The sequence below is a fragment of the Streptomyces sp. NPDC002566 genome (assembly GCF_042889585.1).
Taxonomy (GTDB): domain Bacteria; phylum Actinomycetota; class Actinomycetes; order Streptomycetales; family Streptomycetaceae; genus Streptomyces.
This window is the reverse complement of sequence record NZ_JBIARD010000004.1, coordinates 716,138-737,055: the sequence shown is the minus strand read 5'-3', so window position 1 is coordinate 737,055 and position 20,918 is coordinate 716,138. Positions and strand designations below refer to the sequence as shown.

At 69.2% G+C, this 20,918-nt stretch carries 20 protein-coding genes; 17 read left to right on the top strand and 3 right to left on the bottom strand.

Annotated features, from left to right (window positions below):
• The first annotated feature begins 15 nt into the window (after window positions 1-15).
• The 6 genes from fusA to ACFYXA_RS20485 all read left to right on the top strand — a co-directional run bounded on the left by fusA (window position 16) and on the right by ACFYXA_RS20485 (window position 9,353).
• Window positions 16-2,142, top strand: a complete 2,127-nt coding sequence (fusA, locus tag ACFYXA_RS20510) for an elongation factor G (protein WP_351094546.1) — start codon at window positions 16-18, stop codon at window positions 2,140-2,142.
• 155 nt (window positions 2,143-2,297) lie between these two features.
• Complete coding sequence (gene tuf, locus ACFYXA_RS20505) at window positions 2,298-3,491, top strand: elongation factor Tu (protein WP_351094544.1); 1,194 nt, start codon at window positions 2,298-2,300, stop codon at window positions 3,489-3,491.
• Window positions 3,492-3,978: 487 nt separating this feature from the next.
• Window positions 3,979-4,557 carry a multicopper oxidase domain-containing protein gene (locus ACFYXA_RS20500; protein ID WP_389034656.1) on the top strand — a complete coding sequence of 193 codons (579 nt, stop codon included), beginning with the start codon at window positions 3,979-3,981 and terminating at the stop codon, window positions 4,555-4,557.
• A gap of 12 nt (window positions 4,558-4,569) precedes the next feature.
• Window positions 4,570-7,188: a class III lanthionine synthetase LanKC gene (gene lanKC / locus ACFYXA_RS20495; RefSeq protein WP_389034652.1), complete on the top strand. Its 2,619-nt coding sequence runs from the start codon at window positions 4,570-4,572 to the stop codon at window positions 7,186-7,188.
• A gap of 60 nt (window positions 7,189-7,248) precedes the next feature.
• Window positions 7,249-7,371 carry a class III lanthipeptide gene (locus tag ACFYXA_RS20490; protein ID WP_351333081.1) on the top strand — a complete coding sequence of 41 codons (123 nt, stop codon included), beginning with the start codon at window positions 7,249-7,251 and terminating at the stop codon, window positions 7,369-7,371.
• A gap of 83 nt (window positions 7,372-7,454) precedes the next feature.
• On the top strand, window positions 7,455-9,353 hold the full coding sequence (locus tag ACFYXA_RS20485) for an ABC transporter ATP-binding protein (RefSeq protein WP_389034647.1): 1,899 nt from the start codon (window positions 7,455-7,457) through the stop codon (window positions 9,351-9,353).
• Window positions 9,354-9,381: 28 nt separating this feature from the next.
• On the opposite strand, the gene ACFYXA_RS20480 is transcribed toward ACFYXA_RS20485, so the two are convergent.
• Both ACFYXA_RS20480 and ACFYXA_RS20475 read right to left on the bottom strand, forming a co-directional pair.
• Window positions 9,382-10,062 carry a LuxR C-terminal-related transcriptional regulator gene (locus ACFYXA_RS20480; protein ID WP_389035098.1) on the bottom strand — a complete coding sequence of 227 codons (681 nt, stop codon included), beginning with the start codon at window positions 10,060-10,062 and terminating at the stop codon, window positions 9,382-9,384.
• Window positions 10,059-11,345 (bottom strand): sensor domain-containing protein, encoded by a 1,287-nt coding sequence (locus ACFYXA_RS20475; RefSeq protein ID WP_352245296.1) that lies wholly within the window; start codon window positions 11,343-11,345, stop codon window positions 10,059-10,061. The genes ACFYXA_RS20480 and ACFYXA_RS20475 overlap by 4 nt, the downstream gene beginning before the upstream one ends.
• A 110-nt stretch (window positions 11,346-11,455) precedes the next feature.
• On the opposite strand from ACFYXA_RS20475, the gene ACFYXA_RS20470 reads away from it, so the two are divergent.
• From ACFYXA_RS20470 to ACFYXA_RS20460, 3 genes are read left to right on the top strand one after another with little or no spacing between them, the layout of a single operon-like run.
• A complete protein-coding gene (locus tag ACFYXA_RS20470) occupies window positions 11,456-12,232 on the top strand; it encodes an ABC transporter ATP-binding protein (protein WP_389034643.1) in 777 nt (258 codons plus the stop codon).
• A 15-nt stretch (window positions 12,233-12,247) separates the two neighbouring features.
• Complete coding sequence (locus ACFYXA_RS20465) at window positions 12,248-13,741, top strand: ABC transporter permease (RefSeq protein WP_389034641.1); 1,494 nt, start codon at window positions 12,248-12,250, stop codon at window positions 13,739-13,741.
• A gap of 58 nt (window positions 13,742-13,799) precedes the next feature.
• Window positions 13,800-14,405: a DNA-binding response regulator gene (locus ACFYXA_RS20460; protein ID WP_389034637.1), complete on the top strand. Its 606-nt coding sequence runs from the start codon at window positions 13,800-13,802 to the stop codon at window positions 14,403-14,405.
• On the opposite strand, the gene ACFYXA_RS20455 is transcribed toward ACFYXA_RS20460, so the two are convergent.
• The gene (locus ACFYXA_RS20455) at window positions 14,346-15,635 is read right to left on the bottom strand and encodes a sensor histidine kinase (protein ID WP_389034634.1); all 1,290 of its coding nucleotides are present in this window, start codon (window positions 15,633-15,635) and stop codon (window positions 14,346-14,348) included. The two genes, ACFYXA_RS20460 and ACFYXA_RS20455, sit on opposite strands and share 60 nt — an antisense overlap.
• 835 nt (window positions 15,636-16,470) lie before the next feature.
• Between ACFYXA_RS20455 and rpsJ the strand changes: the two genes are divergently transcribed.
• Genes rpsJ through rpsC form a run of 8 tightly spaced genes read left to right on the top strand, consistent with a single transcriptional unit; the run spans window position 16,471 to window position 20,916 of the window.
• On the top strand, window positions 16,471-16,779 hold the full coding sequence (gene rpsJ / locus ACFYXA_RS20450; protein WP_003948644.1) for a 30S ribosomal protein S10: 309 nt from the start codon (window positions 16,471-16,473) through the stop codon (window positions 16,777-16,779).
• 17 nt (window positions 16,780-16,796) lie between these two features.
• Window positions 16,797-17,441, top strand: coding sequence for a 50S ribosomal protein L3 (gene rplC, locus ACFYXA_RS20445; protein WP_003992355.1), 645 nt, complete (start codon window positions 16,797-16,799; stop codon window positions 17,439-17,441).
• A gap of 8 nt (window positions 17,442-17,449) precedes the next feature.
• On the top strand, window positions 17,450-18,109 hold the full coding sequence (rplD, locus tag ACFYXA_RS20440; protein ID WP_130441053.1) for a 50S ribosomal protein L4: 660 nt from the start codon (window positions 17,450-17,452) through the stop codon (window positions 18,107-18,109).
• Entirely contained in the window at window positions 18,109-18,528 is a 420-nt protein-coding gene (gene rplW, locus ACFYXA_RS20435; RefSeq protein WP_352245301.1) for a 50S ribosomal protein L23, read from the top strand. Before rplD ends, rplW begins: the two co-directional genes overlap by 1 nt.
• 40 nt (window positions 18,529-18,568) lie before the next feature.
• Entirely contained in the window at window positions 18,569-19,405 is an 837-nt protein-coding gene (rplB, locus tag ACFYXA_RS20430) for a 50S ribosomal protein L2 (RefSeq protein ID WP_030788280.1), read from the top strand.
• A gap of 12 nt (window positions 19,406-19,417) precedes the next feature.
• On the top strand, window positions 19,418-19,699 hold the full coding sequence (gene rpsS / locus ACFYXA_RS20425) for a 30S ribosomal protein S19 (RefSeq protein WP_130441057.1): 282 nt from the start codon (window positions 19,418-19,420) through the stop codon (window positions 19,697-19,699).
• 42 nt (window positions 19,700-19,741) lie between these two features.
• On the top strand, window positions 19,742-20,089 hold the full coding sequence (gene rplV / locus ACFYXA_RS20420) for a 50S ribosomal protein L22 (RefSeq protein ID WP_030174537.1): 348 nt from the start codon (window positions 19,742-19,744) through the stop codon (window positions 20,087-20,089).
• Window positions 20,089-20,916 (top strand): 30S ribosomal protein S3, encoded by an 828-nt coding sequence (gene rpsC, locus ACFYXA_RS20415; RefSeq protein ID WP_130441059.1) that lies wholly within the window; start codon window positions 20,089-20,091, stop codon window positions 20,914-20,916. Before rplV ends, rpsC begins: the two co-directional genes overlap by 1 nt.
• Window positions 20,917-20,918: the final 2 nt, after the last annotated feature.

Below are 20,918 nucleotides of genomic sequence, written 5' to 3'. Positions count from 1 at the left end.
GAAGACTGAAGCCTTATGGCTACCACTTCACTTGACCTGGCCAAGGTCCGCAACATCGGGATCATGGCCCACATCGACGCGGGCAAGACGACCACCACCGAGCGGATCCTGTTCTACACCGGCGTCTCGTACAAGATCGGTGAGGTCCACGACGGCGCCGCCACGATGGACTGGATGGAGCAGGAGCAGGAGCGTGGCATCACGATCACGTCTGCTGCGACCACCTGTCACTGGCCGCTCGAGGACAACGACTACACCATCAACATCATCGACACCCCGGGTCACGTCGACTTCACCGTCGAGGTGGAGCGCTCCCTGCGTGTGCTCGACGGTGCCGTGACGGTGTTCGACGGTGTCGCCGGTGTCGAGCCGCAGTCCGAGACGGTGTGGCGTCAGGCCGACCGTTACGGCGTGCCCCGCATCTGCTTCGTCAACAAGCTGGACCGCACCGGCGCCGAGTTCCACCGCTGCGTGGACATGATCTCGGACCGCCTGGGCGCCCAGCCGCTCGTCATGCAGCTGCCGATCGGCGCCGAGGCCGACTTCAAGGGCGTCGTGGACCTGGTCCGCATGAAGGCGCTCGTGTGGTCCGCCGAGGCCGCGAAGGGCGAGATGTACGACGTCGTCGACATCCCGGCCACGCACACCGAGGCTGCCGAGGAGTGGCACAACAAGCTCGTCGAGGCCGTCGCGGAGAACGACGAAGAGATCATGGAGCTGTTCCTGGAGGGCGAGGAGCCCACCGTGGAGCAGCTGTACGCCGCGATCCGTCGCATCACCATCGCGTCCGGCAAGTCGAGCGACACCACGGTCACCCCGGTGTTCTGCGGCACCGCGTTCAAGAACAAGGGCGTCCAGCCCCTGCTCGACGCGGTCGTGCGCTACCTGCCGACCCCGCTCGACGTCGAGGCCATCGAGGGCCACGACGTCAAGGACCCCGAGGTCGTGATCAAGCGCAAGCCGTCCGAGGACGAGCCGCTGTCCGCCCTGGCGTTCAAGATCATGAGCGACCCGCACCTCGGCAAGCTCACCTTCGTCCGGGTCTACTCGGGCCGCCTGGAGTCCGGCACCGCCGTGCTGAACTCCGTCAAGGGCAAGAAGGAGCGCATCGGCAAGATCTACCGCATGCACGCCAACAAGCGTGAGGAGATCGAGTCGGTGGGCGCCGGCGACATCGTCGCCGTCATGGGCCTGAAGCAGACCACCACCGGTGAGACGCTGTCCGACGACAAGAACCCGGTGATCCTGGAGTCCATGGACTTCCCGGCGCCGGTGATCCAGGTCGCCATCGAGCCCAAGTCCAAGGGCGACCAGGAGAAGCTGGGTGTCGCCATCCAGCGCCTGGCCGAGGAGGACCCGTCCTTCCAGGTCCACTCGGACGAGGAGACCGGCCAGACCATCATCGGCGGCATGGGCGAACTGCACCTCGAGGTGCTGGTCGACCGTATGCGCCGTGAGTTCAAGGTCGAGGCCAACGTCGGCAAGCCGCAGGTCGCCTACCGCGAGACGATCCGCAAGGCCGTCGAGCGCGTCGACTACACGCACAAGAAGCAGACTGGTGGTACCGGCCAGTTCGCCAAGGTGCAGATCGCGATCGAGCCGATCGAAGGCGGAGACGCCTCCTACGAGTTCGTGAACAAGGTCACCGGTGGCCGTATCCCGAAGGAGTACATCCCTTCGGTGGACGCCGGTGCGCAGGAGGCCATGCAGTTCGGCATCCTGGCCGGCTACGAGATGACGGGCGTCCGCGTCACGCTCATCGACGGTGGCTACCACGAGGTCGACTCCTCCGAACTCGCGTTCAAGATCGCCGGTTCGCAGGCCTTCAAGGAGGCCGCGCGCAAGGCCAGCCCCGTGCTGCTCGAGCCGATGATGGCCGTCGAGGTCACCACGCCCGAGGACTACATGGGTGAGGTCATCGGCGACATCAACTCCCGCCGTGGCCAGATCCAGGCCATGGAGGAGCGTGCGGGCGCCCGCGTCGTCAAGGGCCTCGTGCCCCTGTCGGAGATGTTCGGCTACGTCGGCGACCTCCGCAGCAAGACGTCGGGTCGCGCAAGCTACTCGATGCAGTTCGACTCCTACGCCGAGGTTCCGCGGAACGTCGCCGAGGAGATCATCGCGAAGGCCAAGGGCGAGTAACGCACCGCGTTCACACGCTTTAGGCTTGACTCCGGAGCCTCACGGGGCAAACAACCGCATTCACGGATGTTTGCCCCTGGGCCCGGGCTTCCCAGCAAAGATCACCTGGCGCCGTTGAAGCAAGGCGTACAGAACCACTCCACAGGAGGACCCCAGTGGCGAAGGCGAAGTTCGAGCGGACTAAGCCGCACGTCAACATCGGCACCATCGGTCACATCGACCACGGTAAGACGACCCTCACGGCCGCCATTACCAAGGTGCTGCACGACAAGTACCCGGACCTGAACGAGGCCTCGGCCTTCGACCAGATCGACAAGGCTCCCGAAGAGCGCCAGCGCGGTATCACCATCTCCATCGCGCACGTCGAGTACCAGACGGAGGCGCGTCACTACGCCCACGTCGACTGCCCGGGTCACGCGGACTACATCAAGAACATGATCACCGGTGCCGCGCAGATGGACGGCGCGATCCTCGTGGTCGCCGCCACCGACGGCCCGATGCCGCAGACCAAGGAGCACGTGCTCCTGGCCCGCCAGGTCGGCGTTCCGTACATCGTCGTCGCCCTGAACAAGGCCGACATGGTGGACGACGAGGAGATCCTGGAGCTCGTCGAGCTCGAGGTCCGTGAGCTCCTCTCCGAGTACGAGTTCCCGGGCGACGACGTCCCGGTCGTCAAGGTCTCGGCGCTCAAGGCGCTCGAGGGCGACGCCCAGTGGGGTCAGTCCGTCCTGGAGCTCATGGACGCCGTCGACAGCGCGATCCCGGAGCCGGAGCGCGACGTCGACAAGCCGTTCCTCATGCCCATCGAGGACGTCTTCACGATCACCGGTCGCGGTACGGTCGTCACCGGCCGTATCGAGCGTGGTGTCCTGAAGGTCAACGAGACCGTCGACATCATCGGCATCAAGACCGAGAAGACCACCACCACGGTCACCGGTATCGAGATGTTCCGCAAGCTGCTCGACGAGGGCCAGGCCGGTGAGAACGTCGGTCTGCTGCTCCGCGGCATCAAGCGCGAGGACGTCGAGCGCGGCCAGGTCATCATCAAGCCGGGCTCGGTCACCCCGCACACCGAGTTCGAGGCGCAGGCCTACATCCTGTCCAAGGACGAGGGTGGCCGCCACACGCCGTTCTTCAACAACTACCGCCCGCAGTTCTACTTCCGTACGACGGACGTGACCGGCGTCGTGACCCTCCCCGAGGGCACCGAGATGGTCATGCCGGGTGACAACACCGAGATGAAGGTGGAGCTCATCCAGCCCGTCGCCATGGAGGAGGGCCTGAAGTTCGCCATCCGTGAGGGTGGTCGCACCGTGGGCGCCGGCCAGGTCACCAAGATCAACAAGTAAGTTCCGCTTGCTTGAAGGTCGCTTGACCTGAAAGGGCCCGTACGACTCCGGTCGTACGGGCCCTTTCGCGTTGCTGCGGGTACGGCAGCGGAGTACCGGATCAGACGGCCCCGACGAGGGTGGTAGCCGGGTCGGTAGTTGCGGGTGACGCCCTCCGGCACCTTGGGGGCCCAGGCGATCGTCATCGTTTGCCGGCGGCGTCGTACGTGCTGGTTGGCCGCCCGGTGAACCGCGGTGCTGACCGGCTTCAGGACCGGCGGCAGCGGCAACGGCACCTGGAACGCGGGTGGCAGCGGCACACCGCTGCGTAACTGCTCACCGCTGGAGGCCGGGTGGCGCGCCAGGCCTGCCTCGGCCGTCAGTCCGGTGACCGGCGTCAGTCCCCACACCACAGGCCCGGCACGCGCCTGGCTTGCCGCGTTACTGGTCAACGCCGCCCCGTGGCCGGTGCACGAGGCCGACGCGGCCCGCTACCGGCGCACCCTGAATGCCTCCAACGCCCGTCACAGCGACCTCGAAGCGGTCACCGACGACGGAACTGCGCCTCGACCTCGTCCAGGTCGGCGCCGACCAGGGCTGTTCACCGCGCCAGTCAGCCACCGCACCCTGGAGGCTGATCAGAGGAGTCCCGTTCGACCCGGCCCGCTCCGACGTCACCACTCGGGTCGGTGACATCGAGGTGGGGCGGCCGATCGCGGACCTGCGCCACCCCGTCCACCTCCACCTGGTCGGGTTCCGGGTGCTGTGGCGCAGCGGGAAGAAGCCGGTCCCTCATGACGCGGGCCTCAAGGACACCGTCTCGTCCCCCCGGCGAAGCGGCGGAGATGTCGCGGCCGCTACCTCTTCCACTGTCACAACGCCGAGCGCGAGGACAGGGATGATCGCCAACCTCGACGTCGTCGAAGACGTGCCGGCGGGCACCGGTGGCTCTCCCAGGCCGCCGGCTCCGCAGGACGCGGAACCAGCTACTGGTTCGGACCGTGAATTCTTACCGGTCGAAGTCAGGAACTCTTCTCTCGTCAGGTCCCTTCCGGCTCGGCAGTATTTCCTGCGTAAGCGGAGCTGAAGGGGGGATTCGGTGGACAAGCGATTCGAGACCTACTGCATGGCCGACCCGGTGTTCTTTGAAGCGCCCGGACGGTCCGGTGCTGCGGAACAGGACCTCGAGTACGCCGCGGCCCGCCGGCCCGCTCCCGACGGCTGGCGCCGTTACCAGGGTGATCTGTGGCTGGAGCTGCATCCCCGCGGTGAGTCCATGGTCGACCAGGGTTGGAAGGTGCACACCTCGGGCACCATGGACAATGCCGAGCGCATCATCGAAGCGGTCTGGGAATTCTGCGTACCCCGCCGCTATTCCTTCAAGTTCCTGCCCAGTCGCCGCGCTTTCCTCGGACAGAACGCCAAATACGCCCCACGTGGGTCCAGCGGAAAACTTGTCACCATCTATCCGCGGAACGAAGAGGAACTGACCGACGTCCTCGACGGACTTGCCTCCAGGCTGGAAGGCGAACCCGGTCCCTACATACTGAGCGACGCCCGCTACGGCTCCGGTCCGCTGTACGTCCGCTACGGAGGCTTCCGCAAGAAGGAGATCCTCCTCGAAAGCGGTGACGTCGTGCCCGCGGTGCAGCGGCCGGACGGGGAACTGGTCCCGGACCTGCGCAAGCCGGTGTTCGAGGTGCCGGACTGGGTGACACCTCCGAAGATCTTGCGCGACTGCATCGCGCAACGGACCACGGGCGGCGGCGCAGAGGAGTTCCCCTACCAGGTCGAGAGACCGCTGCACTTCTCCAACGGCGGCGGGATCTACCTGGCACGACGGACGCGGGACGGTGTGCAGGTCGTCCTCAAGGAGGCCCGGCCGCACGCGGCGCTGGACGCCGCCGGAACGGACGCGGTGGTTCGGCTGCTGCGCGAACGGGACATCCTGCGCAAGCTCGCCGGCGTGCCGGGGATCCCGGAGCTCCATGAGTACTTCACCGCCTGGGACCACCACTTCCTGGCCATCGAGTACTTCGACGGCGTACGGCTGAGCGCGAAGGAGGCGCAGACCTACCCCCTGCTGTCGGCGACTCCCACGGACGAGGACAAGGAGTCCTACACCGCCTGGGCGGTGGAGGTGTGCGAGCAAGTCGAGACCATCCTGGACGCGATCCACGAGCGTGGCGTGGTCTACGGCGACGTGCACCCGCACAATGTGCTGGTCCTCCCCGACGGCAAGGCCGTGCTCATCGACTTCGAGACCTCGTCGGACGATCCGGACGGCTTCCGGCAGGCACTGGCCGCGCCGGGCTTCGCGGCACCGCCCGACCTGCGGGGACCGGACATCGACCGGTTCGCCCTGGCCGTGCTGAGGCTGTGGCTGTTCATGCCGCTGGTGTCCATTCTCTGCCTCGACCAGGAGAAGGCCCTGGACCTGCTGGCCGCGGCCCGGGAGAACTTCCCCGTCCCCGACGGCTACGTGGCCGCGATCCGACGCGGCCTGGGGCCCGCCCTGCCGCGGACGAAGGCGATGCGGGCAGGCGTCGGCCGGCCGGAGGTGCCCGTCAGGGGCGCGGACACCGACTGGCCGGCACTGATGGACTCACTGGCGAGAGCCATCGCCGCGAGCGCGACACCCGAGCGGCACGACCGGCTCTTCCCCGGTGACATACGGCAGTTCTCACACGCGGGGGAGACGTTCGCCTTCGGCGCGGCCGGTGTCCTGCACGCCCTCGCGGAAGCCGGCCACGAGGTTCCCGACCAGTGGATAGCCTGGCTGCTCGCGGCCGTGGAACGCAACGGCGCCCGGCATCCCGGCTTCTTCGACGGCAACCACGGAGTGGCCCATGTGCTCGACAGGCTGGGCCACCGCGAGCAGGCGCTCGATCTGCTGGCCCGTACCGATTCCTCGCTGGACCGGCTGCAGAACCCCAACCTCTTCAGCGGGTTGTCCGGCATCGGCCTCAACCTGCTGCACTTCGGCCGACTGAGCGGTGATCCCGCGCTCCGGGACAGGGCGCTGGACCTCGCCGAACGGGTGGCGGAGACCGTGGCGCGCGGGACGTTCCCCGCAGCGTCGCTGTCCTCCACCGCCGAACTCGGGCCCGTACGGGCACTTGCCGGACCGGCCGGACTGATGCACGGCTGGTCGGGGCCCGCCCTCTTCCTGCTGCGCACCCACCAGCTGACCGGCGATCCGGCGTGGCTGGACGTCGCCTTCAAGGCGTCCCACCGCGACCTCGACCGCTGCCGGGTGTCCGACTTCGGGACCCTCAACGTCGACGAGGGCTGGCGCCTCAACCCCTACCTGGAGGGCGGTGCCGCCGGTGTCGCACTGGTCATGGCCGAACTGCTGGCCCACCGTGCGGACGCCCGGCTCGCCGACGCCATCGACGCGGCCAAGAACACCTGTGCCTCCGAGTTCTTCGCCCTGCCCGCCCTCTGGTCGGGCCGGGTCGGTCAGATGGCGACGCTGCGCCACATCGCCGGAGCGGACGACCCGGTGGCCGCCGATCAGGTGCGGCGACACCTCGAACGTCTCTCCTGGCACCTGCTGGGACTGCACGGTGAGTCGGTGTTCCCCGGCTTCCAGCTGATGCGCATCTCCATGGACCACGCCACTGGAAACGCAGGCATCCTGCTCGGCCTGAAAAGCGTGCTGAGCGGAACTGTGGGTTTCCTCCCGTTCCTCCGGCCGGTCGCCACCGCGATCTGACGGAGTTCCCACCCAACAGCGCGGGGCAGAAAGTCCCGCACTCAACCGAAGGAGTACGTCATGGCGAACATCCTCGACCTCCAGGCCCTGGAACTTCCGCAGGAGCAGACCGAGGCCGGCCCGCTGAACAGCACGCAGAGCAACCACTGCGACGACACCAGCAGCATCAGCCTGTTCTGCTGATCCATCCGGAACGGTTCGTAGGTGCGGGGCGGCACGCCGCCCCGCACCTACGCGTATCGGCCCGAGCCGGTGAGGGGAGATCGATGGAAACCGGGCACACGGGGACCGGGGGACCGGACGCCTCCCGCCGCACGCCGCCGGCACCCGCCGTCTGGCGGAGGATCGCCGAGACGGCGAGACCCTTCCGCGAACAGCTGCTGGCCTTCCTCGTGCTGGTCCTCGTGGAATCCGCGCTGATCGCCGTGCCGGCCCTGCTGACCCGGCGCATCATCGACGACGGCGTCCTCAAGGGGGACCGGGACCGCGTCGTCCTGCTGGTGCTGGCGATCGTGGTGCTGGGCACGGTCGCCGTGGGAGTGACCCTCGCGGAGCGGCGACTGGCCGCGGGCATCGGGGAGAGCATCACCCTGGAGCTGCGTCGGAGCGCGTTCGGCCACCTCCAGCGCATGCCGCTGTCCTTCTTCACCCGGATCCGCACCGGCGCGCTGGTCACCCGGCTGAACAACGACGTGCAGGGCGCCCAGCGGGCCATCACCTCCACCGCCGCGAGCCTGCTGTCGAACCTGGCGGCCGTGGCCACCATCGCCGTCACCATGATCCTGCTGTCCTGGCAGGTCACCCTGCTCGCCGTGGTCCTCGTACCGGCGTGTCTGCTGCCCGCGCGGTTGCTCGACCCCCGCGTGCGCCGCCTCAACCGCAGGCTCCTGGACGACCAGGCGGAGCTGGTCACCTTCACGACCGAACGCTTCAGCGCCCAGGGCGCGATGCTGGCGAAGCTCTACGGTCGGCCCCGGGACGAGGAGCGTGCCTTTCTCCGCGGCGGTGCCCGGCTGCGCGACACCGGCGTTCGGCTGGTGATGACCAACTCCCTCCTCGGCCTGGCGGTCTCCTGGCTCGCCACGATGGTCACCGCCGTCGTCTATCTGCTCGGCGGGTTCCTCGCCGTGGACCACCACATCACCGTGGGCACCCTGATCGCCCTGGTGACCCTGCTGGCCCGGCTGTACGGGCCGATCACCTCGCTCTCCCAGGCGCGGGCCGAGATCGCCGCCGCCCTGGTCAGCTTCGAGCGGATCTTCGAGGTCCTGGACCTGGTCCCCTCGGTCACCGACAGCCCCGGCGCGGGTGACCTCCCGCCCACGGGCGCGTCGATCGAGCTGGAAGGGGTCAGCTTCCGGCACCGGGCGCCGAGCGACCTGCCCGCCTCGTTGGACTCCGCGTCGCCCGGCACGCCCGACAGCCCGGTTCCGGCCGGCGCAGGGGAACGCGATGTGCTCAGGAACGTCGACCTACGGATCGGCGAAGGAGAGACGGTGGCCGTGGTCGGCCCCTCAGGCGCGGGCAAGTCGACGCTCGTCGGACTCGTCTGCCGGCTGTACGACCCCACGGCCGGAGCGGTCCGCATCGGCGGCCACGACGTCCGCAGCGTCACTCAGGAGTCGCTGCGGGCCGCGATCGGGGTGGTCACCCAGGACTGCCACCTCTTCCACGACACCCTGCGGGCCAACCTCACCTACGCGCGCCCCGGGGCCACGGACGAGGACTGCGAGGCTGCCTGCCGCGAGGCCATGGTCTGGGACACCGTGCGCCGGCTGCCGCAGGGACTCGACACCGTGGTCGGCGACGGAGGTCACCACTTGTCGGGGGGCGAGCGCCAGCGCCTGGCCATCGCCCGTCTGCTGCTCAAGAACCCCCGCATCGTGCTGCTCGACGAAGCGACGGCCCACCTGGACTCCCAGTCGGAGGCGCGGGTGCAGCACGCCCTCACACGGGCCCTCCGGGGACGCACCGCGCTGGTGGTCGCCCACCGGCTCTCCACCGTGCGCACCGCCGACCGCATCGTCGTCCTGGAGGGCGGCCGCATCGTGGAGAGCGGGACCCACGACACGCTGCTGAAGGCCGAAGGCGTCTACGCCGCCCTGCATCGCACGCAGTACGGCGAGCCGGTCCCCGCGCGCGTGGTGCCGACCGCTTCTGCTTGAGGGCGGCGGTGCGTGACGGACCGCCGGGTCAGCGCCGCAGGTAGGCGAGGACCGCCAGGACCCGACGGTGGTCGGCGTCGCTGGTGTGCAGATCGAGCTTGTCGAAGATGTTGCCGATGTGCTTGGAGACCGCGGCCTGACTGACGGTGAGCGCGTGGGCGATCGCCGAGTTGGACCGGCCCTCGGCCATGAGCGCCAGCACATCGGTCTCACGGGGGGTCAGGTCCTGCACCGACGTGCGTCCACGGCGGGAGCCCAGCAGACGCCGGACGATCTCCGGATCGATGACCGTCTCACCATCGGCGACCCGCTGCGCCTGGCCGACGAAGTCCAGCACGTCGCCCACCCGGTCCTTGAGCAGGTAGCCGACCCCCGCGGACGCCCCGGCCGGCACCGCGCCGGATGTCCGCCGGTCCTCCTCGTCCGTGGCGCCCAGCAGTTCGGAGGCGTAGTCCGCTTCCAGGTACTGCGAGAGGACCAGCACCCCTAGTCCTCGGTGCTCCCGGCGCAGGGCGACCGCGGCGCGCAGCCCCTCGTCACGGAAGCCGGGCGGCAACCGGACGTCCACGACGGCCAGTTCAGGCGCGTGGGTGCGTACCGCCGCCAGGAGCGAAGGCGCGTTGTCCACGGCCGCGACCACCTGATGACCGAACTTGGTGAGGATCTGCACCAGGCCCTCGCGCAACAGCGCCGAGTCCTCCGCGATCACGATGCGCACGGTATCTCCACGTGTAACAGGGTCGGCCCGCCGACCGGGCTCGACAGATGAACGGTCCCCTCCAGGGCGGCGACCCGGTCGGCCAGTCCCAGCAGCCCGGTGCCGGCCTCCGCGTCGGCTCCGCCGTTCCCGTTGTCGTACACCTCCAGCACCAGGCGCGAGCCGGTCCGCCGCAGCGACAGACCGGCCTCGGTGGCGCCACTGTGCTTGGCGATGTTGGCCAGCGCCTCGCAGGCCACGAAGTACGTGGCCGCCTCGACAGCCTCGTCGGGACGCTCGGCCAGCCGCAGGTCCGTGGTGACGGGCACCGGGAACTCCTCGGCCAGCGCGGTCAGCGCGGCGGGCAGGCCGCGATCGGTGAGGATGGCGGGGAATATGCCGTGGACGAGGTCGCGCAGCTCGGTCAGGGTGATGCGCGCCTGTTCATGGGCCCGCTCCACCAGCTCGCGTGTCTCGGGAGTGGAGTCGGCCACCGCGAGGCGGGCCAGACCGAGCGTCATGATCAACCCCGTCAGCCGCTGCTGGGCGCCGTCGTGCAGATCGCGCTCGATCCGCCGGCGTTCGGCGTCGTAGGCGTCCAGGATGCGGGCCCTGGACCGCACGAGACGGCCGATGTACCGCTCCTGGTCCGTGCCGTCGTCGGGGCCGGCGTCCCTGGCCAGCACGGCGACCGACAGCCGCGCCCGCAGCGCGGCATACCGGGTGAGGACGGCGTACGAGAGCACCAGGCACACCCCACCGCACAGCACCAGCACCAGCGCCTGCGGTGTCGAGTCCGCCTGGAAGACCGCCACGCGAAGCCGGCCGTCGCGCGTGAACGGGCGCAGCAACGGAGCCGTCAGCAGGGAGGCGGGGATGATCAGGCTCACCAGGACGAGCACGAACTCGGCGATGGACAGGGCGCTGTGCACCACCGCATAGCCCAGCTCCCGCCAGGTCGCCGGCTCGGTCAGCCGCCGCCGCACCCAGGTGAGCGGCCCGCCGCCCGCCGGCCCGGGTCCGCCGCGGGCACCCCCGCGGCGCGGCTCGCCGCAGAACCACCGCAGGCGTAATCGCTCCACCGCGCCGAGCGGGATCCCCGACAGCACGGCGGCGCAGATCAGCCCGGCTCCGACCACCAGGGGCAGCGTCGCCACCCCGATGCCCAGCAGAACCGTGCAGGACACCAGCCACACCAGCCCCGTGGGCAGCCCGCCGGCCAGATACAGAACGGCCCGGACCATCCGGACCGTCCCGCGCCGCGCCCGTGCCGTCATCTCCTTGTGTGCCGTCACCGGCCCCGCCCCGTCACTCCTCGCGCGCCCCCGGCGGGTAGAGCTGTCTCTACCCCGGACGTCCACCGCCCTCCACCGACAACGCGCCCTGCACAGCGTTGACTTGGGGCATGCTCACACCTCAGACGGCGCCCGTGCCTCACGTTACTACCAGCCCTCCGTTCGCGGTCCGGGTGCGCTCCCTGACCAAGGTGTACGGCGGAGGAGCGACGGCGGTCACCGCACTGGACGACGTCCACCACGACTTCCCGACGGCCACCTTCACCGCGGTGATGGGGCCGTCCGGCTCCGGCAAGTCCACGCTCATGCACTGTGCGGCGGGTCTTGAATCGGCCACCTCGGGCAGCGTCGTGATCGGGGAGCGGGACATCACCGGCTGGTCCGAGCGACGCCTCACGCTGCTGCGCAGGCGGCACATCGGTTTCGTCTTCCAGAACTTCAACCTCGTGTCCGCGCTGAACGTGGCGGACAACGTGGCCCTGCCGGTCCGCCTGGGCGGCCGCCGTCCCGACCGCACGCGTCTGGATGACCTGCTCTCCCGGGTCGGCCTGTCCGACCGCCGCGGCCACCGTCCCGCGGAACTCTCCGGAGGACAGCAGCAGCGGGTGGCGGTGGCACGTGCGCTGATCACCCGGCCCGAGGTCGTCTTCGCGGACGAGCCCACCGGTGCCCTGGACCGGGCGTCCGGTCGCGATGTGCTCGCTCTGCTCCGGGACGCGGTGGACGGGCTCGGCGCCACCGTGATCATGGTCACCCATGATCCGCAGGCGGCCGCCTGGGCCGATGAGGTGCTGGTCCTCGCGGACGGGCGCCTCGTCGACCGGCTCTCCGGCCCCCGGGTCACCGCCGAGACGATCGCGGCCCGACTGGCCGCACTGGGGGACTGAACGGTGTTCTCGTTGGTGGCGCACTCCTTCCGGACAAGGATCGGCCAGTACGTCGGCTCGCTCCTCGTGGTCGTCATGACGTCCGCCCTCTTCACCACGCTCGCCACGATCCTGGACCGGGTGCGGCAGGCCGGCCTCGGACACGGAGCGGAGCGGTCCGCCGAGTCCCTCATGGGTCTCGTGGGCGGCACCTCCGGTCTGGCCGCCCTGCTCCTGGTTGCCAACACCTTCTCCCTGGTGGTCGACCAGCGGCGGCGGGAGATCGGAGTGCTGCGGACCATCGGTACCACTCCAGCCCAGATCCGGCTCCAGATCGTCGGCGAGGCGCTGCTCGTCTCGCTGGCCGGCGGACTGGCGGGCTCGGTCCTCGGCACAGCCGGAACCGGCCCCGCACTGCACTGGCTCGTCCGCAACGAGGTCATCCCGGCCGGCACCGAGGCGCACTTCTCGGTGACGGGCGCGGTGACGGGGCCCCTGTGCACGGCGGTCATCGCCGTACTCGCCGCGCTCACCGCTGTGCACCGCCCCACCCGCACGGGCGCGCTGGCCACAGTGCGGGAGGCCGAGGTACGGCGGCGTGCCATGCCCACCGGCCGGGTGATCTCCGTCCTGCTGATGTCGGCCCTTGCGTTCGCCGTGTACCGGCGCTACGAGCACCGGGACGGTGCCGACGACGCCGTCGACGGGGCGATGGCACTGGGTCTCATGCTTCTGCTGGCCGCCTGGTTGCTCATGCCGGTGCTGGTGCGCCCGCTCATGGCGGTGGGCGCACGTCCGGGCCGGGTGCTCTCCCGGTACACGGGGCGTCTGGCGGCGGTGAACGGCGTCGGCGCCACCCGGCGGACGGCGGCCATGACCGGACCGGTGCTCATCGCGGCCGGTCTGAGCGCCCTGCTGCTCTGCTCCGCGGCCGCCGCGGGAGCGGTCGAGGAGGCGGAGGCGCGTCCGGTGACGGTCACGCGGACGGCCGAGGTTTCCGTGGCCTCCGAGGCCGCCGTCGCCGCCGTCGCCGCCGAGCACCCTGTCACGGCCGTGCGCGCCGACGACGCCCCGGCGGCTTCGGACGAGGAGACCCGTGCAGCTGAGGCGGACCGGCAGCGGCGGCGCAACGCGGTGGGCATCAAGGTGCTGATGGCTCCACTGATCGTCTTCTCCGGTGTCGGCATCCTCAACACGCTGCTGCTGGCCACCAGGCAGCGACGCCGGGAGTTCGCCGTACTGCGCCTGAGCGGCGGCACCACGGGGCAGTTGCTGCGGATGCTCCTGTGGGAGTCGCTGGCCGTGGTGATCGCAGGCGTCGCCACCGCCGGCGCAGTGGTCGGCGCCTTCCTCGTGGTGCTGTCGCAGCGGCTGGCCCCGTTCGGCGTGGAGACGGCCGCGGTCCTGCCCTGGGACCAACTGGCGCGGGTGGTGGCCGGGTGCGCCGCGCTGGGGCTGCTGGGCGTGTTGGTGCCCGCCCGATCCGCGCTGCGGGTGAGAGCGGTGAGGGCGACGCGAACTCCGGATTGAGGACCGGCAGTTGGAGGGTACAGCTGTTCCTGTTCTGTGAACGACGAGAGGATTTTCTGTGATCAGGGTCCTGGTGGCGGAGGACATGCACCTGTTGCGGGGAGCGCTGGTGGGAATCCTCCGCTTGGAGGACGACCTGGATGTCGTGGCCGAGGTCGACCGCGGGGACGAGGCCCTGCGTCTGGCGGAGGAGACCGAACCCGAGGTCGCTCTGATCGACATCGACCTGCCTGTCATGGACGGGATAACCGTCGCGTCGAAACTGCGCTCACGCGCACCGGGGTGCCGGAGCCTCATCGTCACCGGCTTCGCCCGTCCCGCGAACATCCGCCGGGCCATGGAAGCGGAGGCGGCCGGTTTTCTCCTCAAGGACACTCCACCCTGCCAGCTGGTCTCGGCGATCCGCCGAGTAGCGGCGGGGGAGCGGGTGATCGACGTGGAGCTCGCGGCGTCCGCGCTGAAAGGCGCCGCGAGTCCCCTGACGAAAAGGGAGGCGGAGGTGCTGCGGCTGGCGGCCGAGGGTGCTCCCGCCCAGGAGGTCGCCACCCGGCTCTGCCTGGAACTCAGCACGGTCCGGAACTACCTTTCGGCTGTGGTGGCCAAGTCAGGGGCGCGGAACCGTGTCGACGCCATCCGGATCGCGGTGCAGGAGGGCTGGATTTGAGACCGCCCAGGCGACCAGACGGCTCCTGACCGGCACCGCTCCCACCGCGCCCGCCCCGGCCCGTGGGTGCGCCTGTCCGCCACCTGTCCCGGCCTGCGTTCGACGCGTCCCCGCAGCGAGCGGGACCACTGCCTCGAGCACGAACTCCGCGCTCTCCCCGCAGCCGCGTCGTACGGTCGTCAGACCGCCGCCGAGCGTGGCCATGCGCTGGGACAGGCTGTCCAGGCCCACTCCGCGGGTGAGTTCATGACCTACGGCGACCGGATGCGGACGGTCGTTGATCACGACGAGCCGGGCGGCGCCGTCGTCCTGTGACACCCGGACGACGCAGTAGCGCGCGCCGCTGTGCCGCAGCACGTTGCTCACGCCCTCGCGTAGTACGGCCGCCAGTTCGCTGCCGGCGCGGTGGCAGAAGTCGACGCCGAGAGCGGAGAAACGCGGCTCGATGCCCGCCGACCGCAGGACCGAACGAGCCGACTCGAACTCCCTCTCCAGTGACAGCTGGTGGTGGCCGCGCGCGATGCTCCGTATCTCCTGCTGGGCGTCCCGGGTGACCGCGATCGCCTGGGCGAGCTCGATACGCGCGGCCGCCGGCTCCCGCTCGCCCAGACGCAGCGCCAGCTCGGCCTTGGTCACGGCGGCGGACAGGCTGTAGCCCACGATGTCGTGCAGGTCCTGGGCGAACCGCAGACGCTCCCCGATGACGGCCAGCTGGGCCGCGTCCAGCCGAGCCTGGTGCAGTCGCCCGACCAGCGAGGACAGTTGTGCTATTCCGGCGAACGTCACGGCGACTGACGCACCGACCAGGAGTGACATCAGCGCGGCGCGGGGCTGGACCCCGTGCAGATACATCAGACAGCCCTGCGCGGCGGCCACACCGACGGCCAGACATCGGGCGACCCCGCGTCTCGCGACCGTGATCACGGAACCGGCGAGCATCCCCCAGGCCCCGGCCCCCGACCCGCCGAGCACGGCGAGCGAGGCGAAGGTCAGCACCGCCTGCACGGTCAGGCTCACCGCCGAGTGGGATGCGGGCGACCCGTGCAGGACGCGACGGCAGTGCAGGATCTGCAGACCGCCGAGCACTCCCCAGACGATCACCGCACCGATCGCGGACCCCGCCCAGGGATGTCGTAAGGCGCTGTCCGACGCGTACAGGCAGCAGGCGACGGTGACGGCCGACATGACGGCCAGCACCAGAGTGCGGCTACGGGTCGTGTCCCTTTCCACGGTTTCCGGCGAAACGGAATCATCCACCATGGCTTTCCCCCTGACTGCGGTCACTGCACTCCGTGATGACACGTCCCATGCATATGCCTGCCGGTCGAAAGCAAACATGATCACCCATGCTTCAACACCGACCCGCCAAGCGGCAGCCTGGATCCGGCCAGGATCACGCCATGAACAGGAGCCGAGCCGCCTGCTCCTCGGACCGGCGCCAGGGAGACCGCATCACCGATCCGCATGAGTGCGGACACTCGATTGCGCTGGCTACAGGCACAGTTGACTGCGCGGGGGCGCTGGCTACGCGCTGGCCATGCTCAGCCTGGCCCTGAAGCGGATCGTCTTCCGGAGCCGCATGCGACACCAGATCGCCCTGGCCCGTTCGGGACAGCCCACGAAAGAGGTCACCCGCCGTCAAGGGAGCGCCTGTTTGACCTGCGTCACGTCCGGGGTATTCTCTCCGGCTCGATTGGCGTAGATCCCGCCCCGTATGGCAGACTAGCGGGGTTGCTCGGTCGAGTGTTGATGCTGCGCGCCTCCCGCCGGGAGGACCGGAAGCGAGTCCCACAGTACTCGTCGCCCCAACTGCCTCATGGCAGCGCTGGAGCGGACGTACGGGAATCTTTCGGGAAGTGTCAGTGCGCCACTGGCCAGGCACCCGGTGGGCTTCCGCCCCCGGCCTGCGGTTCCGGAAGGGCCGCGTTTCCCGACGAGGGATGCTCGAACAAGGGGCATCTGTGTCAGCGGGGGCGCGACACACCCGACCGCGTGGGTCGGAGGGGCGGGTTACGGAACACCGGGTTCCAGAGCGTTAAACGAGACAAAGGACTACTGAGTAGCCATGGCGGGACAGAAGATCCGCATCCGGCTCAAGGCCTACGACCACGAGGTCATCGACTCCTCGGCGAAGAAGATCGTCGAGACGGTGACCCGCACTGGTGCGTCGGTCGCGGGCCCGGTGCCGCTGCCCACTGAGAAGAACGTGTACTGCGTCATCAAGTCGCCGCACAAGTACAAGGACTCGCGCGAGCACTTCGAGATGCGCACGCACAAGCGCCTGATCGACATCCTCGACCCGACCCCCAAGACCGTTGACTCTCTGATGCGACTCGACCTCCCGGCCGGTGTCGACATCGAGATCAAGCTCTGAGGCCGGTGATCTGAGAGATGGCAAAGCAGATCAAGGGCATCCTGGGCGAGAAGCTCGGCATGACGCAGGTGTGGGACGCGAACAACCGTGTTGTTCCGGTCACCGTCGTCAAGGCCGGCCCCAACGTCGTCACCCAGGTCCGTACGAACGACGTCGACGGCTACGAGTCGGTTCAGATCGCCTTCGGCGAGATCGACCCGCGCAAGGTGAACAAGCCCCTCAAGGGCCACTTCTCCAAGGCCGACGTCACCCCCCGTCGTCACCTCGTCGAGATCCGCACCGCGGACGCCTCCGAGTACACGCTCGGCCAGGAGATCACCGCTGAGGTGTTCGAGGCCGGCGTCAAGGTCGACGTGACCGGCAAGAGCAAGGGCAAGGGCTTCGCCGGCGTCATGAAGCGCCACAACTTCCGTGGCCTCGGCGCCGGACACGGCACCCAGCGCAAGCACCGCTCCCCCGGTTCCATCGGTGGCTGCGCCACCCCGGGCCGCGTGTTCAAGGGCCTCCGCATGGCGGGTCGCATGGGCAACGAGCGCGTCACCACCCAGAACCTGACCGTCCACGCCGTTGACGCGGAGAAGGGTCTGCTGCTCATCAAGGGCGCTGTCCCGGGTCCGAACGGCGGCCTCGTCCTGGTCCGCACCGCGGCCAAGGGGGCCTGAGGTAACCGATGAGCACTGTTGACATCCTTTCGCCTGCCGGCGAGAAGACCGGTAGCGTCGAGCTCCCCGCGGAGATCTTCGGCGTGGAGAAGGTCAGCATCCCGCTGATCCACCAGGTCGTCGTCGCGCAGAACGCGGCTGCCCGTCAGGGCACGCACAAGACCAAGACCCGCGGTGAAGTCCGTGGTGGCGGCAAGAAGCCGTACCGCCAGAAGGGCACCGGCCGCGCCCGTCAGGGCTCGACCCGCGCGCCGCAGTTCGCCGGCGGTGGCGTCGTGCACGGTCCCGTGCCGCGTGACTACTCGCAGCGGACCCCGAAGAAGATGAAGGCTGCCGCGCTGCGTCACGCCCTCACCGACCGGGCCCGCCACAACCGCATCCACGTCGTCACCGGCGTGATCGAGGGCGAGACCCCCTCCACCAAGGCCGCCCGGTCGCTGTTCGGCAAGATCTCGGAGCGCAAGAACCTGCTCCTGGTCGTCGACCGCGCCGACGAGGCCGCGTGGCTGTCCGCCCGCAACCTGCCCCAGGTCCACATCCTGGAGCCGGGCCAGCTGAACACGTACGACGTGATCGTCTCGGACGATGTGGTCTTCACCCAGGCCGCTTTCGAGTCCTTCGTCGCCGGCCCGAACAAGGCCAACGACACCGAAGGGAGCGAGGTCTGATGGCTATCCGTCACCCCGCTATCGCCTCGAAGGCTGCCAAGAAGGCCAAGGAAGCGCGCCTGAAGAAGGCCCGCCGCCACGCCGCCGAGGGCAAGAACACCGTCGTCACCGCGCCCAGCAAGGCGTACACGGACCACCGTGACGTGCTGCTGAAGCCGGTCGTTTCGGAGAAGAGCTACGCGCTCCTCGACGAGAACAAGTACACGTTCATCGTCGACCCGAACGCCAACAAGACCCAGATCAAGCAGGCCGTCCAGGCGGTCTTCTCGGTCAAGGTCACCGGGGTCAACACGATCAACCGCATCGGCAAGCGCAAGCGCACCAAGACCGGTTTCGGTCAGCGCGCCGGCACGAAGCGAGCGATCGTGACCCTTGCTGAGGGCGACCGTATCGACATCTTCGGCGGTCCGACCGCCTGAGGGCGGTCCGGATCGTCCGATATCGGACGAGGACTGAAAAATGGGAATCCGCAAGTACAAGCCGACTACGCCGGGCCGTCGTGGCTCCAGCGTCGCCGACTTCGTCGAGGTCACGCGGTCCACGCCGGAGAAGTCGTTGGTCCGCCCCCTGCACAGCAAGGGTGGCCGTAACAACTCCGGTCGTGTGACCGTCCGCCACCAGGGCGGTGGCCACAAGCGCGCCTACCGCGTGATCGACTTCCGTCGTCACGACAAGGACGGCGTGCCGGCGAAGGTCGCGCACATCGAGTACGACCCCAACCGCACCGCGCGCATCGCGCTGCTGCACTACGCCGACGGCGAGAAGCGCTACATCCTCGCCCCGCGCAACCTGCAGCAGGGTGACCGCGTCGAGAACGGTCCCGGGGCCGACATCAAGCCGGGCAACAACCTGGCGCTCCGCAACATCCCGGTCGGTACCACGATCCACGCGATCGAGCTCCGTCCCGGTGGCGGCGCCAAGTTCGCCCGCTCCGCCGGCGCTTCGGTGCAGCTGCTCGCGAAGGAGGGCTCGATGGCCCACCTGCGCATGCCGTCCGGTGAGATCCGCCTGGTCGACCAGCGCTGCCGCGCCACGGTCGGCGAGGTCGGCAACGCCGAGCAGAGCAACATCAACTGGGGCAAGGCCGGCCGCAAGCGCTGGCTGGGCGTCCGCCCGACCGTTCGCGGTGTGGCGATGAACCCGGTTGACCACCCCCACGGTGGTGGTGAGGGCAAGACCTCCGGTGGTCGCCACCCGGTCAGCCCCTGGGGTCAGAAGGAGGGTCGTACTCGTTCGCCGAAGAAGGCTTCGAACAAGTACATCGTCCGCCGCCGCAAGACGAACAAGAAGCGCTAGGAGCGGGTTTAGATGCCGCGCAGTCTCAAGAAGGGACCCTTCGTCGACGGCCACCTCGTGAAGAAGGTGGACGCCCAGAACGAAGCCGGTACCAAGAACGTCATCAAGACCTGGTCCCGTCGCTCGATGATCACTCCCAGCATGCTGGGCCACACGATCGCGGTGCACAACGGCAAGACCCACATTCCGGTGTTCGTCACCGAGTCGATGGTCGGCCACAAGCTCGGCGAGTTCTCGCCGACGCGCACCTTCCGGGGTCACGTCAAGGACGACCGGAAGTCGAAGCGCCGCTAGTAGCGGGGTGGAATGACCATGACAGACACTGGAAGGACAACCATGGAAGCCAGGGCCCAGGCGCGGTACATCCGCGTCACGCCCATGAAGGCCCGCCGCGTGGTGGACCTTATCCGTGGCATGGACGCCACGGAGGCTCAGGCGGTCCTGCGTTTCGCCCCGCAGGCCGCGAGCGTGCCGGTCGGCAAGGTGCTGGACAGCGCCATCGCCAACGCCGCGCACAACTACGACCACACTGACGCCGACAGCCTCTACGTCTCCGAGGCCTACGTCGACGAGGGCCCGACCCTGAAGCGGTTCCGTCCGCGCGCCCAGGGCCGCGCCTACCGGATCCGCAAGCGGACCAGCCACATCACCGTGGTCGTCAGCAGCAAGGAAGGGACCCGGTAATGGGCCAGAAGGTAAACCCGCACGGGTTCCGGCTCGGTGTCACGACCGACTTCAAGTCGCGTTGGTACGCCGACAAGTCCTACAAGGAGTACGTCGGGGAAGACGTCGCCATCCGTCGGATGATGACGTCCGGCATGGAGCGCGCCGGCATCTCGAAGGTGGAGATCGAGCGCACCCGTGACCGTGTCCGCGTCGACATCCACACCGCCCGGCCGGGCATCGTCATCGGCCGTCGCGGCGCGGAGGCCGACCGCATCCGCGGCGACCTGGAGAAGCTGACCAAGAAGCAGGTCCAGCTGAACATCCTCGAGGTCAAGAACCCCGAGACGGACGCTCAGCTGGTCGCTCAGGCCGTCGCCGAGCAGCTCTCCTCCCGCGTCTCCTTCCGTCGGGCCATGCGCAAGAGCATGCAGTCCGCCATGAAGGCCGGCGCCAAGGGCATCAAGATCCAGTGCGGCGGCCGCCTCGGTGGCGCCGAGATGTCCCGCTCGGAGTTCTACCGCGAGGGCCGTGTGCCCCTGCACACGCTCCGCGCGAACGTGGACTACGGCTTCTTCGAGGCCAAGACGACCTTCGGCCGCATCGGCGTGAAGGTCTGGATCTACAAGGGCGACGTCAAGAACATCGCCGAGGTCCGCGCCGAGAACGCTGCTGCCCGCGCCGGCAACCGCCCGGCCCGTGGCGGCGCCGACCGCCCGGCCCGTGGTGGCCGCGGTGGCGAGCGTGGCGGTCGCGGTCGCAAGCCGCAGCAGGCTGCCGGCGCCGAGGCCCCCAAGGCCGAGGCCCCCGCGGCTGCTCCGGCTGAGAGCACCGGAACGGAGGCCTGACC

Excerpts from the sequence above, each read along its gene's own strand:
- fusA (WP_351094546.1), top strand. The coding sequence starts at position 16 with ATGGCTACCACTTCACTTGACCTGGCCAAGGTCCGCAACATCGGGATC.
- ACFYXA_RS20500 (WP_389034656.1), top strand. The coding sequence starts at position 3,979 with ATGCCTCCAACGCCCGTCACAGCGACCTCGAAGCGGTCACCGACGACG.
- ACFYXA_RS20490 (WP_351333081.1), top strand. The coding sequence starts at position 7,249 with ATGGCGAACATCCTCGACCTCCAGGCCCTGGAACTTCCGCAGGAGCAG.
- ACFYXA_RS20485 (WP_389034647.1), top strand. The coding sequence starts at position 7,455 with ATGGAAACCGGGCACACGGGGACCGGGGGACCGGACGCCTCCCGCCGC.
- ACFYXA_RS20470 (WP_389034643.1), top strand. The coding sequence starts at position 11,456 with ATGCTCACACCTCAGACGGCGCCCGTGCCTCACGTTACTACCAGCCCT.
- rpsJ (WP_003948644.1), top strand. The coding sequence starts at position 16,471 with ATGGCGGGACAGAAGATCCGCATCCGGCTCAAGGCCTACGACCACGAG.
- rplC (WP_003992355.1), top strand. The coding sequence starts at position 16,797 with ATGGCAAAGCAGATCAAGGGCATCCTGGGCGAGAAGCTCGGCATGACG.
- rplD (WP_130441053.1), top strand. The coding sequence starts at position 17,450 with ATGAGCACTGTTGACATCCTTTCGCCTGCCGGCGAGAAGACCGGTAGC.
- rplW (WP_352245301.1), top strand. The coding sequence starts at position 18,109 with ATGGCTATCCGTCACCCCGCTATCGCCTCGAAGGCTGCCAAGAAGGCC.
- rplB (WP_030788280.1), top strand. The coding sequence starts at position 18,569 with ATGGGAATCCGCAAGTACAAGCCGACTACGCCGGGCCGTCGTGGCTCC.
- rpsS (WP_130441057.1), top strand. The coding sequence starts at position 19,418 with ATGCCGCGCAGTCTCAAGAAGGGACCCTTCGTCGACGGCCACCTCGTG.
- rplV (WP_030174537.1), top strand. The coding sequence starts at position 19,742 with ATGGAAGCCAGGGCCCAGGCGCGGTACATCCGCGTCACGCCCATGAAG.
- rpsC (WP_130441059.1), top strand. The coding sequence starts at position 20,089 with ATGGGCCAGAAGGTAAACCCGCACGGGTTCCGGCTCGGTGTCACGACC.